This is a genomic window from Psychrobacter maritimus, from assembly GCF_904846345.1.
In the GTDB taxonomy this organism is placed as follows: domain Bacteria; phylum Pseudomonadota; class Gammaproteobacteria; order Pseudomonadales; family Moraxellaceae; genus Psychrobacter; species Psychrobacter maritimus.
Genome location: NZ_CAJHAJ010000005.1, coordinates 98873 through 112863 on the forward strand (window position 1 = coordinate 98873; position 13991 = coordinate 112863).

Consider the following 13991-nt stretch of genomic DNA (forward strand, 5'->3'; position numbering starts at 1 on the left):
TATTGTTTTAAATTAATTACTACTATTGTTGTCTTTGCCGAATTATTTAGCGTTTTTAATGATAAGAATATTTTAATGTATTTGTGTTCTAGTACATTGAAACAAGATAATAAGCGAAATTCCCTATTTGGTCAAGTTTACGCCTTACTATAAAAATAATTGACTAAGTAACTGGCTAAGTGATTGACTAAAAACTGGTAAGAGTAATCGATGAACGAAAGCCCGATTTGTCTATAAGTATTACAGCAATCGTGTGCCTGAAATAATAACGCAACCTATGTTTGCTAATATGATGCTCGCTTGGCTAAGCGCACCTTTACAGTCAAAAGCTAATATTATTCAACTCGGGCTTTTTTTAGCTTAAATATCAAATTAGGATACACCATGCAACGACGCCAACTGATTAAAGCCATGGGTTTAAGCTTAAGGGCTATCAGCACCTCCGCTGCGGTGAGTGGTTGCCAAACGCTTGCCAAGCAGCCAAAGCTACCAAGCAAAATTACTCAAGCTGGACACTTTTCCAATATCATCGTCGGTAGTGGTTACGGCGGCGCGGTATCAGCGCTACGATTAAGCGAAAAAGGTCATAAAGTATTAATACTTGAGATGGGTATGCGCTGGGATAGAACGCCCGAGCACGATACCTTTTGCAAAATGATTAGCGCCGATAAACGCTCAAGCTGGTTTAGCAATATGCCAAACGCCCCTATCCCGATTCCAATTCCTATCAGAAAATACCCGGGAGTTTTGGATTTAATCGAATACGACGATATGAAAGTATTCGCAGGGCGTGCTTATGGCGGCGGCTCCATCGTCAATGGCGCGATTGCCATTCAGCCAAGACGCGCGCATTTTGAAGCAGTGTTTCCTTGGATTGATTCTAATGAGATGTACGATACTTATTTTCCCCGTGCCATGAAAAATCTGAAAGTCAGTAAAATCCCTGAATCGTTTTTTAATGAGTCCGAGCATTATGAATACACTCGCGCAGCTGAACGCCAAGCAGCAAAAGCGGGACTAAAAACAGAGTTCTTTGGTAATAGCTATGACTTTGATTATATGCAAAAGGAAGCGCGCGGCGAAGTCTATGCCTCAGCACTCGGCGGCGAAGTGATTTATGGCAACAATGCGGGCAAGTATTCACTCGATTTAACCTACCTAAAAGACGCTGAAGCCACAGGCAATGTCACGGTGAAAACCCTGCGCAAAGTAAATACTATTCAAGCGCTCGATAACGAGCAACTCAGATTAGAAGTTCATGTGTTAAATACTACAGGCGGCATCGATAAAATTGAGCATTATACTTGCGATAAACTGTTTCTAAATGCGGGCAGTACTGGCACTTCAGAGCTCCTACTTAAAAGCCAAGCGGAAGGCAAATTAAACAACCTAAACGAACATATCGGACAACATTGGGGACCAAACGGTAACATCATGACCGGTCGCAATTTCGTCCACGCTGCTGGCACTACCCAATCTACCATTCCGGTCAAAGGCATCAATATGTGGGACGGCGATAGAGACGGCTCAAAATACAAAATCTTTGCCGAACTCGCGCCATTGCCATTGGGACTTGAGACTTGGACAACGCTATATCTCGCCATCACTGACAATCCAGAACGCGGCAATTATTATTATGATAAAACCACTAAAACCGTCAAACTCAACTGGAAACGCGAGCAAAATGAGTACTCGGTAAACGCTGCCAAAGAGCTGATCGAAAAACTCGCCAAAGTAAATGGTGGCTCTACTTCAAGCTTATTATTTACCAAAGGCTTCGGCGATAACTTCTGCTATCACCCGCTCGGCGGCTGCGTATTAGGCAAAGCGACTGATGAAGTTGGACGCGTCAAAGGGCATAAAAATATCTACGTGCAAGATGGCGCATTAATCCCCGGTAGCGCTGGCGTCAATCCATATGTCTTTATCACCGGACTTGCTGAGCGTAATATGGCGAGTATTTTGAGGGAAGATTTTGGATAGGGTGTTGAGGTTATTAGATCTGATTATATTTAGAACGCTCTTGAATGGCGTTCTTTTTGAGTGGAAATAATGCTATTTTTTTTAGACAAGTATTAGATGCTGGGTTACGCTATCGCTGACCTAATATACACGCTTCTATTAATAGGAGTAAGGCTAATGGGAACTTGTATATGGGATCTAATACTTGTGAGTAAATTCTAGCTTTTTCCTGAACCTAATTTTTTAATTGCTTTATCAATATTTTGTAATTGATCATTAGTTTTTATTAAGCTTTCTGAAATTTTCTTATCCCAGTTTGCGTCAGAAATATCTGTTCCATAAAATGCTTCAACAAAAAGCTGAGATGAGCTAGATGATCTACTAAACCAAAACTTAGAGTTAGCTTTTCTATATTGAGTCTTGACTATAATATTATCCCCTCCCATATATTTTTTCAGTCCTCCATATTGTCCCCAAGAAATAATAATTTTTTGGCCAGGGGCTAAGAACGGAATACCATCTATAATAGGCCCAGATGCCATAGTCTTTGGCATGATCTGAGGTTCTTCTATACTGAATGCTTTTTCAGGTAGACCTCTTGATGTTTCAAAAGTTATATTTTCTGCTGGACCTTTACCTATATTTTCAATAATTAAAACAATAAGTGAGGGTCGCTTCTTATCTGTATCAGCATAAACAATAACTTCTGGATCAGTTGAGGAACGATAGACTGCGTAAGTTATTGCAGCTGACGCCGTTGCTATTAAAGCTAGAAACACAGATATCCAATTTGCTAAATCTATTTGCATGCGTAACTCTCCAACTAATTTAGAACTGTGTTTACTCTTAATATTTTAAACGTTTTCTTTCCACTCGCTCATTCGTCGTTGAGATATTTCTACAGCACTTTCGGAAAACAGTTCAGGATAGCGAAGTATTACTGCTTCGAAAGCATAGGCTTCCAAGCCCATTTCTAATAATGCGGTATAACCTTTTGTCTCAGCTTTACGATCAACGGCGCGCTCGATAGCATTAATTATTCCGTATTTTTGAATCATTGGCCAAGTTCTAGATGCGCGTGTTTTCTTACCATTTCTGGCACTTAGCACCTCCTCATAAGCATAGACTGCCTTTATAGCTTCTCTCTCAGCTAATGTTTCAGCACCGTAATCTTCAGCTTTTAGTTCAATAGCACGCTCTTTTGCTTGTTTTGCCAAATCTTCTCTATCCTTAAGCAAAGCATTTTTAGCAAAAACCTCACATTTCTTGGGAGTGTCCAAATTTTTCACTCTATCATCCATAATCAAATCTCTTCTTATGTATTAGGTAGCCGGTTTGAACTAATGTCGTTTTTTACTTAATATCAATCGTAATCATATCAGAAAGACTCAAAATAAGTTAGCTTGTCAAAATTTAAAAATTAAGTACACTCGCTCTTACCACCCCCATTGAAATCCAACCTCGCATCGGCAACAATGACAGTACTTATTTATAAAAGCCAAACTAAAAATTTCTGCCCAAAAGGACAAACAATGAAACTGCGCATCTTAAAGTCTGCCGTGACTAACCCTTGGTTTAATCTTGCGACCGAAGACTGGATATTTAACACCCTCAATCCTGACTCGCACACGCTATTCTTATGGCGCAATAGCGAGACCGTGGTCATTGGGCGCTCGCAAAACCCATGGGTAGAATGCAAAATCGATAAGATGGAAGCTGACGAAGTGTTTTTGGCGCGGCGTCAGAGTGGTGGTGGCGCGGTGTTTCATGATTTGGGCAATACCAACTTTACCTTTTTATCGCCTAAAGACGACTACGACCAAGAAGCGAACTTTACCATTATCATCAATGCGCTAAAAAAATTAGGTATAGACGCTGAGTTATCTGGTCGTAACGATATGCAAGTCGGTGATAAGAAAATATCAGGCAGCGCCTTTAAACACGCGGCTGATCGCAGCTTTCATCATGGCACATTACTAGTCAATGCCAATATGCAAAAGCTGGGCGATTATCTTAATCCGCATCCACTTAAGCTTAAAGCCAAAGGCATCAAGTCTGTACGCGCGCGAGTCGCTAATCTGGTTGAGTTTAATGAAGACATCAATCACGAGACGTTATCTGATGCAATTATCGAAGCGTTTTGCGAATACTATCGCGACAAAGATTATGGTTACACTGCGCCAATAGAAGAATTGGATGAAGCCAGTCTCGCTAAGCAGCCTGCGCTTAATAAATACTATCAGCAAATGGCAGATTGGGATTGGCGCTTTGGCAAGACGCCTGAATTTACCCATCATATCGAGACGCGATTTGATTGGGGTATTATTGATTTGCATCTTGATGTGAAGCAAGCAGTGATACGCGAAGTGGTCATCTTCTCTGACGCGCTAAACGTTGAGTTGATTGAGCTATTAAAAGAGGCGTTGACAGATATCAAATATGATAGACATGAAGTAAAAGACAAGCTTGCTGAGCTGGGGCAAGCGCATCCTGATTTGGTAGCGCAGATTGATGACGTATCTGCATGGTTGCTTGGAGAGATGGAAGGGTAGATTTTTGCTCGTTATTAATAATAAATAAAGACACTAAACCTCCTCTTGCAGTCAAGTTATCAAAAGCTTTCATATTTTACGCCGACTAAGGTTGTCATATCATTTATAGCTTTAAATAAACTTAATTTTGATATTTTGCGCTTTTGCCATCTATAATGTGATGCAAATAATAGATCTGCTATGAAAATCCAAACTTTAAATATTTAACCAAGGTAGCACTATGGCAGCCTATATAACCGTCGGCGCAAAGACCTCTCATGGTGGGACGGTCATCTCCGGCTCACCGCATACCACTCATAACGGCATTCCTGTCGCGCGTAAAGGCGATAAAGTCATCTGTAAAAAATGCAAAAAGGTCACCATTATTGTGAGTGGTGATGACTCTTTTATCATTGATGGCGCGCCCATTGCGCGCGGCGGTGATGTCACCAGCTGCGGTGCTAAGCTGATTGCTAATCAACAGTCGTTTGCTGAATCGGATTTTAAGGTGTTTGGAGTTGAGCAGGCGGCGCCTTTGCAGTTTCCTAAGGCAACTTTATAAAATAGTTTATTCCCTAAAGGTAATTTCTCCTAAGAATAACAAGTCTTTAAGATAGAATTCAATAGCTGAATTAGCGAAAAAGCTCATCATTACCTAACAAAAAAACGGCAGGAAATTTCTCCCCTGCCGTCTTCTCAATTTAAACTTTTAATTCAAATTAGAATTTTAAATACTCGCCGCAACCTCAGCACCATCACGAATCGCACGTTTTGCATCCAGCTCAGCAGCAAGCTTAGCACCACCAATTAAGTGATATTGCGCGTCTGGTGCATCACCAACATTTGGCATCAGCTCAACGACTGACTCTTGACCCGCACAGACAACGACGCTATCGACACGGAGCAGCTGACTTTGACCTTGGTTATTGGTGATCCAAATGCCTTCATTGGTAATTTTATCGTACTGGGCGCCTGATACTTGGATGACGCCGTGCGATTTAACGTGAGCGCGATGTACCCAGCCCGAGGTTTTATTAAGACCACTGCCCAAGCGACCTTTGGTACGCTGCATCAAGTATACTTGGCGCACCGGCTTGATGGCTTCCGGCTTAATCAGACCGCCCTCGGTTTGATAATTGGTATCATTAGTCACGCCCCACTCTTCACGCCACTCTTCGATAGACTGCGCTTTTGGACGATAGTTTGGATCTTTTAGTAATTCAGGACCTAGCTCATCAAGCGGCTGACCATGCTTAGCTGTGAGATATTCACTGACGTCAAAACCGATACCACCAGCACCGATGACGGCGACCGTATCACCAACGGACTTCTCACCTGAAAGCAATTCAGCATAGCTCATCACTTGTGGTAAATCAGCACCTTCTAGCTTACCTTCAAGACTTCTCGGTACTACACCAGTAGCGACGATGACATGGTGGAATTTGGCTTTCTCTAGCATCGCTTTATCGACTTTGGTATTAAGTTTAATCTCAACGCCTAAGTGCTCAAGCTCATTGATATAGTAGCGAATGGTTTCAAAGAATTCTTCTTTACCCGGGATGACCTTAGCGTAGTTAAACTGACCGCCTAAAATATCTTTCGCTTCAAATAACGTGACGTCATGACCACGTAGCGCGGCAACATGAGCGGCTGACATGCCAGCGACGCCGCCACCGATAACCGCAACCTTTTTAGGTTTTTTGGTTTTCTTATAAACCAATTCTGTCTCATAGCAAGCTTGTGGATTGACCAAACAGGTCGAGCGTTTATTCTCAAAAGTATGGTCAAGGCAAGCTTGGTTACAGGCGATACAGGTATTGATGCGATCTGCTTCGCCATTTTTGGCTTTATTCACCCAATGCGCATCAGCTAGGAACGGACGCGCCATCTGAATCATATCAGCCTGACCACTAGCGACGATGTCTTCTGCGGTTTCAGGCATATTGATACGGTTGGCTGCCATCATTGGGATGCTGATATGCTTTTTAATCTCAGCGGTGAAGTCAACAAAGGCGGCACGCGGGACGCTGGTGACAATCGTCGGTACACGCGCTTCATGCCAGCCAATACCGGTATTCATAATGGTGACGCCCGCTTCTTCTAAGGCTTTAGCGACAGTAATGACTTCATCCATGACGTTACCGTCTTTGACCAAATCAATCACTGACAAGCGGAATAGGATAATAAAATCCTCACCCGTCGCTTCGCGTACGGCTTTAACGACATCAACCGCAAACTTCATACGATTTTGAATGTCACCGCCGTATTCATCCGTACGTTTATTGACATGACGCGATAAAAATTGATTGAGCAAATAGCCTTCAGAACCCATGATTTCGACACCATCATAACCGGCTTGCTTAGCCAGTTTTGCACAGCGGGCGTAATCTTTAACCGTTTGCTCGATGTTTTTGATGCTCATCTTACGGGGTTTAAACGGTGAGATTGGCGATTTAATCGGGCTTGCTGACACTGCAAATGGATGATAACCATAGCGACCGCTGTGCAAGATTTGCATGATGATTTTGCTGTCATATTTATGCGCCGCACGAGTGACGCGTTGATGATTAAGGACATCTGCGCGCGTGTTCATGGTACCGCCAGCCGGTAGCAACCAACCTTCACGATTGGGTGAAATACCGCCCGTAATCATCATTGCCACGCCGCCTTTCGCACGTTCGGCAAAATACGCCGCCAGTTTACCGTAATTATAAAAACGGTCTTCAAGCCCCGTATGCATCGAGCCCATCACCATGCGATTTTTAAGCGTGGTAAAGCCCAAATCGAGCGGCTCAAACAAATGCGGATAGTGCTCATTGGTGCTGGCGGTCTCAATGGTGTTGGCAGTGCGGCTGGCGGTCATATCATTTTCCTTATGAATGGTTGGTGGGAATACTTCTAAAGAGAGTTAGGCTTTATAAATACAGTTAAGCGATTTAAAAGCAATCGGGATTCTCAAAATTATTCAACTGCGGGATTTAGCATTACCGTTATCCTAACACACCGCCATTCTTATCAGCTACGCGGACAAGCGACTGATGAGTGAGCAATATATTGATGCGAATGTTCAGCAACTTGGTTTATGAGTCGATTTTACGGCATTTAGCAAAGTAAACCCCACAAAACCTGCCCAATTTTTAGTTCGATTGGCTATAATAGCTAGGGCATTGTTATATAAATACGCTATGAGCATGAGCTATGACATGCTAGATATATAAAGCATATACTCAGCGAAATACGAGTTTTACTGAGTATCAGCAACCGCTTCGCTAAATCCCTGCACCATCGAATACTAGCAAGACGATAAAGGACTATCCTAATGACAGACTTCCACACCGGTCTTGGCAAAAACGCTGCCAACTATCAACCGCTTACCCCTATTGACTTCATCATCCGTAGCGCACAGGTCTATCCTGATAAAACCGCTATCATCTATGACGATTTAGAACACAATAACCTCACGCAAACGTGGCAACAGACCTACGATCGTTGCCGTCAATTGGCGGATGGTCTGCGCAAATTGGGGATTGATAAAAATGACACCGTGGCGGTCATGATGCCAAATACCCCAGCGATGGTCGAGTGTGCCTTTGGCGTACCCATGTCAGGTGGCGTACTTTGCACTTTAAATACCCGTCTAGATATCAATGCGTTAAGTTTTTGTTTGCAACACTCAGAAGCCAAAGTATTAATCTTAGACAGCGAGTTTGCTGAGCATGCTGAGATGATTGATGAAGCTTTTCCTAATCTCATCGTTATTCATGCAACCGATGCGGCGCTCGATATTGAACGTTTTGGTCGTATGAGCTATGAAGAATTAATCGCCAGCTCAGACAGCTTGGATAATTGGGAAAAACCTCTCGATGAATGGGATGCCATTGCGCTCAACTATACCTCTGGCACCACTGGCAAGCCCAAAGGTGTGGTCTATCACCATCGCGGTGCGACACTCAATGCCGTGTCCAACATTTTAGATTGGGATATGCCCAAGCACCCGATGTACCTATGGACGCTGCCATTATTTCATTGTAATGGTTGGTGCTTTCCATGGACCATCGCTGAGCGCGCGGGCGTCAATATCTGCTTGCGTAAGATTGACGCTGATTTAATTTTGCAGCTGATTGCCAAGCATAAAGTCACGCATTATTGCTCAGCGCCGGTAGTACACAATATGATTGCTGGCGGCAAACCTGAATATAAAGAAGCCATTAACCATGAAGTCAAAGGCTGGGTCGCTGGTGCGCCGCCGTCTGAGACCATGCTCGCTGCTATGGAAGCAATGGGTTTTCATATCTCGCACGTTTATGGTCTCACCGAAGTCTATGGGCCGGTCACTGTCTGCGCTGAGCAACAAGAATGGGATGCGCTTGATGTCGCTGCTCGCGCGCAGAAAAAATCACGCCAAGGTGTGACGTCGCATTTGATGACAGGCTTTGAGCTTTTTAAACAAGGCACCACTGAGCCGGTTGCTGCTGATGGCGAAGAGATGGGCGAGCTGGCACTGCGCGGTAATATGGTAATGAAAGGCTATCTAAAAAGCCGTAAAGCGACCGAAGAAGCCTTTGCTGATGGTTGGTTCCGCACCGGTGATTTGGGCGTCAAATACCCTGATGGCTATATCAAAATCATGGATAGGCTTAAAGACATCATCATCTCAGGTGGCGAAAATATCTCTAGTATCGAAGTCGAAAACGTCTTATATAAAATGCCTGAAGTACAAAGCTGTGCTGTCGTCGCCGCGCCGCATGATAAATGGGGCGAAGTGCCTGTTGCCTTTATCGAGATTCATGCTGGTAGCACCTTACAACGCGATAATGTGATGGAGCACTGCAAGCAGCATTTAGCTGGCTTTAAAGTACCGAAATATATTATCTTTGCTGAAATCCCAAAAACCAGCACCGGTAAAGTTCAGAAATTTGAGCTGCGTCAGGCGGCAAAATCATTGGCACATGAGACCCCAAAAGTCAGCCCAAGTACCACGTAGGACAATGCAGTATAAGCTTTTTGTGTAATAATTAATTGAGCATAAAAAAGGTCAGCCTAATGAATGTAGGCTGACCTTTTTGCTTAGCTATTATTAACCAAACGACTAATTCAGTTTTGGCTCAAGCCATTGATAGACCAGCATGCCGATTATCATCGCTGGGATAAAGACGTAAGCTTGCCATTGTCCTGTACCTAGCAGCACGATACCCGGTCCTGGGCAAATACCCACCAAGCCCCAACCGATACCGAATAGCATCGCGCCGATTAGCAGTTTTTTATTGATGGTGGTTTTGGTTGGCATCTCAATCAAGGTGCCAATCCAGCTATTCTTTTGTCGCTTAGCCAGTTGCACGCCGACTATCGCCACCGCCAGACCGCCGCCCATTACCAGTGCTAGAGAAATATCCCACGCACCAAAGACGTCCAAAAAACCCTGTACTTTAGCAGGATCGGTCATCCCTGATATCAGCAGTCCAAAACCGAATAATAACCCTGCCAGTAATCCAATTATATTTTTTAGCATGTTTGTTTCTCGCACCTAATGTATTAATCCAAGCTGTTATAACAATCTATTATGACTAGCTGTTATAAACGATATTCATCGCTGTCTTCGCAACGTACTGCCTATATGACTTTTAAATCAAGCCCAAGACATGGCGACCAACATAAACCGTCACAATACCAAACAACATAAAGGTCACCGTCGCCGCCATCGAGCGTGGTGACAGTCGCGCATTACCGCAGATACCATGTCCGCTGGTGCAGCCTGAACCTAAACGCGTGCCAAAACCGACCAGCAAACCTGCGCTAATTAATAACGGTATAGAAGTACTTACTTCTATCACTGGTAACGGATTGACCAAACGATATAATAACGGCGAGATAACAAGACCGGCGATAAATAACACCTGCCACATCTCGACACGCTTGGGTTTTAAAAGACTTGAGAAAATACCACTAATACCCGCAATACGACCAATACCCAATAGCAGAATAACGGTCGCCACCCCTAGCATCAGACCACCTACCAAGGAGATTGGCGTAAATGCCTGCCAGTCTATTTGTATACTCATAATGTTTACCTAAGCCAATTTTTATCAAATACAGATTTAAATTCGTTTTATATAAATACATTATATAATAAAATATAATAAATAGGTAAAAAAATACTGAACCCTCGTTACACAGGCTCAGTATCCTTTTTACTATAAAAACAGCTTAATAAATACAGTCATTATTATAAATATAGTAATTATTTAAACTATTTCGCCAATACTTCATCAAGCGCTTTTTCAAAACGCTGTACCGCACCGTCGACATCGGTCAATTTATCAAGACCAAATAAACCTAAGCGGAAGGTTTTAAAGTTATCAGGCTCGCCTACTTTTAACGGTACACCAGCAGCGATTTGCATGCCAGCTTCAGCAAAGGCGCTCCCTTTATGCATATCATCACGCTCGGTATAAGCAACCACGACGCCCGGCGCTTCAAAACCTTCTGCCGCAACGCTCTCAATACCTTTAGTAGCTAATACTTCACGGACGCGCTTACCAAGCTCCCACTGTGCCGCACATAGTTTATCAAAGCCCACTTCTTTGGCCTCATTAACGGTATCGCGGAACTGACGTAAGCTATCGGTTGGCATCGTTGCATGGTACGCATGACCGCCATTTTCATAGGCGCGCATGATGTTTAACCACTGTTTTAAATCTAGGCTAAAGCTATCAGACTCGGTGCTGTCTACTTTTTGCACCGCAGCGTCGCTTAGCATGACCAAACCTGCGCCCGGTGTGCTGCTCCAGCCTTTTTGCGGCGCGCTAATAAGCACGTCAATGCCCAAGTCTTTCATATCGAGCCAGACGCAACCTGAAGCGATACAGTCAATGACTAATAAGCCGCCAACGCTATGAACGGCCTCGGCCAATGCTTTGATATAATCTTCTGATAAAATAATACCAGATGAGGTTTCAACGTGCGGAGCAAAAACCATGGCTGGTTTTTCAGCTTTGATTTTAGCAACCGCTTCATCGATAGCAACTGGAAAAAACGGCTTTGGGGTATCACCCTCTTCACGATTGGCAGTCAATACTGTAGACGACTTGGCAATTTTGCCTTTTTCTAAAATTTGCGTCCAACGATAGCTAAACCAACCGTTACGGATAATCAGGCAATCTTCATCATTGGCCAATTGACGCGCCACGGCTTCCATCCCATAAGTACCAGAACCAGGAACGATGGCAACGGCATCAGCGTTATAGACTGATTTTAAGTCGCTAGATAAGTCGTTCATGACTTGCTGAAAGACTTTTGACATGTGGTTTAGGGCGCGGTCAGTATAGACCACTGAGTATTCTAATAAGCCGTTTGGATCAATATCTTGACGTAATGCAGTCATAGGACGCTCCTAGTATAATAAGAGAAAATTTGATTACTGGGTTTTGAGTTTTGGGCATGGTTGAGATTTTGCCACATCACTGATGTTTTTTGCTCTATCGATTATAGGGGGTAATTTAGCAAAAAACCAACCCGTGTTTAGCAAATCATTTAGCGGCTAGTTAGATGAGTGGTTTGATAAATGGCTTAGCGACCGCGATGCGCCTCTTGTAATCCCGACACCACAAAATCTAGCAACTCATTATCGCCTTCACGGGCCGCTTTACGCATCAGCTTCGATGGCGCATGGGTCAGCGTCTGGGTCAAACGTCGCGACAGTTCAATAAGAATGTCCTCAGGGCTGGCATTATCCTGTTGCAGCTTAGCAATAGATTCATGCAGCAGCTTATCGACTTGGTCATGGGTGCGCGCGCGATACCGCTGAATATCTTTGCCGACTTGGCGCACTTGAAAGCGCCGATCCATCTCAACGACCAATTGACTGACGAGCAGCTCAGCATCGACCGCCGCTTGCCTGCGCTGCTCAATATTACCAGCAATCACGTGTTGCAAATCATCGACAGAATACAGATAAACATCATCGATACGGCTAATGGTCGAATCAATATCGCGCGGCACCGCCAAGTCAATCATCAGCATCGGCTGATAGCGACGGCTTTTAAGCGCGCGCAAGGTCATGGTTTTATCAATCAGCACATCCATGCTGCCACTACAGCTACTGACAATATCGGCTTCTGCCAATACTTGCGGCAACTCTTGCAGCGCTCTCACCTCTATAATGCGATCAGGTCGACGCAATTCAGCGGCCAATGCTTCAGCACGCTCAGGATTACGGTTACAAATAATAACCCGACCGACCCCAAGCCCTGCAATATGGGTCGCTACCAAGCGATTCATCTCGCCTGCTGCGACGACTAATAAGGTACGACTGGGCAAATCGTCAAATATTTGCGTGACCAATTTGGCGGCAGCATAGCTAAGCGATACCGCTTGAGCGCCCACTTGGGTTTCGTTACGCACGCGTTTGGCGGCGGCAAATACCTGATCGACAATCCAGCCAAGCTGATTGCTTAGGGCTTTTTGATCCTGCGCCAAATGCACAGAGCGCTTGATTTGACCAAGTATCTGCGGCTCACCCAATATCATCGAGTCAAGACCAGCGGCGACTCTGAGCCAATGGGTCAATGCATGAGTATCACGGTGCACATAAAGATAAGGGTCAATCTCATCCAACGACAACTGTTTAAAATCCGCCAGCCATGTTTTTATTTTTAGAATATGGGCGCTGATGGCCGCTGAAGCAGTCTGCACAGCGACTGCATTATTGCTGGCAATAGTAGCAACTTGCGGCTCTACTAAATGTGCGCCTGATTCTGGTGCTAATGAAAGCTGCGGGACGAGCGCATAAATCTCAGTACGGTTACAAGTAGAGACAATGACGCTACCATCGGTAAAGCGCTCTAGCTGTTTAAGGGCGATATTCACATCGTCACCAACAAGCGCCAAGCGCTCTCGTAGAGCGACTGGTGCGGTTTTGTGATTGACCCCAATGACCACTAATCTCATTATTGATAGACCATAAATATAACGTTTACCTGCCAGCCAAATGCTCTTAGAATGTTAAGAAATCCTATTCAATCAGCAGTGCTAAAAAACAGCTTTTCACAGACAGCGCTTGATAAACTGCCTTTGAAAAAATGTCTTTAATAAACAATGCGCACAATACGCCACGAGAGACACAGTGTGAACGCCTAAAAAGCGCTTATTATATCATTATTGCCAGCTTTATTTAACAGGCAACGCTTGGCGATGGTATTTGTCTGTATCTGGGCATGGCCGCGATAAATCAACTGCTATGACGGCTTTTCAAGTAAATGCTGCTAAATAGATAAGTTTAAAAAACGCTAGTAGCGTTCATCTTGTTTATTAGCAATGACCGGCAGCAATGGCTAGCAATGACCGGCGGTGATGATTAGCAATGGCAGGTTCTTCAATAATTGAGTGATTACCGCCAACTTAGGATAATTTAGCAGTTACTTAATCCTCTAAATATTGCTAATATCTGAGTAACACGGACGCTATTGTTTATCCCCTCAATCTACTCTTATAATGCTAGTG

Annotated in this window: 11 protein-coding genes; 4 read left to right on the forward strand and 7 right to left on the reverse strand. The window is 44.0% G+C overall.

Annotation, left to right across the window (positions count from 1 at the left end; translation table 11 throughout):
• The first annotated feature begins 384 nt into the window (after window positions 1-384).
• The gene (locus JMX50_RS08410) at window positions 385-1983 is read left to right on the forward strand and encodes a GMC oxidoreductase (protein ID WP_201629201.1); all 1599 of its coding nucleotides are present in this window, start codon (window positions 385-387) and stop codon (window positions 1981-1983) included.
• A gap of 197 nt (window positions 1984-2180) precedes the next feature.
• Here the strand turns inward: JMX50_RS08410 and JMX50_RS08415 are convergent, their stop codons facing one another.
• Together JMX50_RS08415 and JMX50_RS08420 are read right to left on the reverse strand one after the other, a co-directional pair.
• A complete protein-coding gene (locus JMX50_RS08415) occupies window positions 2181-2771 on the reverse strand; it encodes a hypothetical protein (RefSeq protein WP_201629202.1) in 591 nt (196 codons plus the stop codon).
• A 45-nt stretch (window positions 2772-2816) separates the two neighbouring features.
• Window positions 2817-3263, reverse strand: coding sequence for a hypothetical protein (locus tag JMX50_RS08420; protein ID WP_201629203.1), 447 nt, complete (start codon window positions 3261-3263; stop codon window positions 2817-2819).
• A gap of 231 nt (window positions 3264-3494) precedes the next feature.
• On the opposite strand from JMX50_RS08420, the gene JMX50_RS08425 reads away from it, so the two are divergent.
• Together JMX50_RS08425 and JMX50_RS08430 are read left to right on the forward strand one after the other, a co-directional pair.
• Window positions 3495-4514 carry a lipoate--protein ligase gene (locus tag JMX50_RS08425; protein ID WP_201629204.1) on the forward strand — a complete coding sequence of 340 codons (1020 nt, stop codon included), beginning with the start codon at window positions 3495-3497 and terminating at the stop codon, window positions 4512-4514.
• 220 nt (window positions 4515-4734) lie between these two features.
• Window positions 4735-5055 carry a PAAR domain-containing protein gene (locus JMX50_RS08430; RefSeq protein WP_201629205.1) on the forward strand — a complete coding sequence of 107 codons (321 nt, stop codon included), beginning with the start codon at window positions 4735-4737 and terminating at the stop codon, window positions 5053-5055.
• Window positions 5056-5220: 165 nt separating this feature from the next.
• On the opposite strand, the gene JMX50_RS08435 is transcribed toward JMX50_RS08430, so the two are convergent.
• Window positions 5221-7356: an NADPH-dependent 2,4-dienoyl-CoA reductase gene (locus JMX50_RS08435; RefSeq protein ID WP_201629206.1), complete on the reverse strand. Its 2136-nt coding sequence runs from the start codon at window positions 7354-7356 to the stop codon at window positions 5221-5223.
• Between the two features lie 456 nt (window positions 7357-7812).
• Between JMX50_RS08435 and JMX50_RS08440 the strand changes: the two genes are divergently transcribed.
• Window positions 7813-9477 carry an AMP-binding protein gene (locus tag JMX50_RS08440; RefSeq protein ID WP_201629207.1) on the forward strand — a complete coding sequence of 555 codons (1665 nt, stop codon included), beginning with the start codon at window positions 7813-7815 and terminating at the stop codon, window positions 9475-9477.
• A 105-nt stretch (window positions 9478-9582) separates the two neighbouring features.
• On the opposite strand, the gene JMX50_RS08445 is transcribed toward JMX50_RS08440, so the two are convergent.
• From JMX50_RS08445 to hemA, 4 genes are all read right to left on the reverse strand, one after another.
• Complete coding sequence (locus tag JMX50_RS08445) at window positions 9583-10002, reverse strand: DUF6691 family protein (protein ID WP_201618990.1); 420 nt, start codon at window positions 10000-10002, stop codon at window positions 9583-9585.
• Between the two features lie 112 nt (window positions 10003-10114).
• Window positions 10115-10552 carry a YeeE/YedE family protein gene (locus JMX50_RS08450; RefSeq protein WP_201629208.1) on the reverse strand — a complete coding sequence of 146 codons (438 nt, stop codon included), beginning with the start codon at window positions 10550-10552 and terminating at the stop codon, window positions 10115-10117.
• A 188-nt stretch (window positions 10553-10740) separates the two neighbouring features.
• Window positions 10741-11874, reverse strand: a complete 1134-nt coding sequence (locus tag JMX50_RS08455) for an aminotransferase class V-fold PLP-dependent enzyme (RefSeq protein WP_201629209.1) — start codon at window positions 11872-11874, stop codon at window positions 10741-10743.
• A gap of 185 nt (window positions 11875-12059) precedes the next feature.
• The gene (hemA, locus tag JMX50_RS08460) at window positions 12060-13439 is read right to left on the reverse strand and encodes a glutamyl-tRNA reductase (protein WP_201629210.1); all 1380 of its coding nucleotides are present in this window, start codon (window positions 13437-13439) and stop codon (window positions 12060-12062) included.
• Between the last annotated feature and the right edge of the window lie 552 nt (window positions 13440-13991).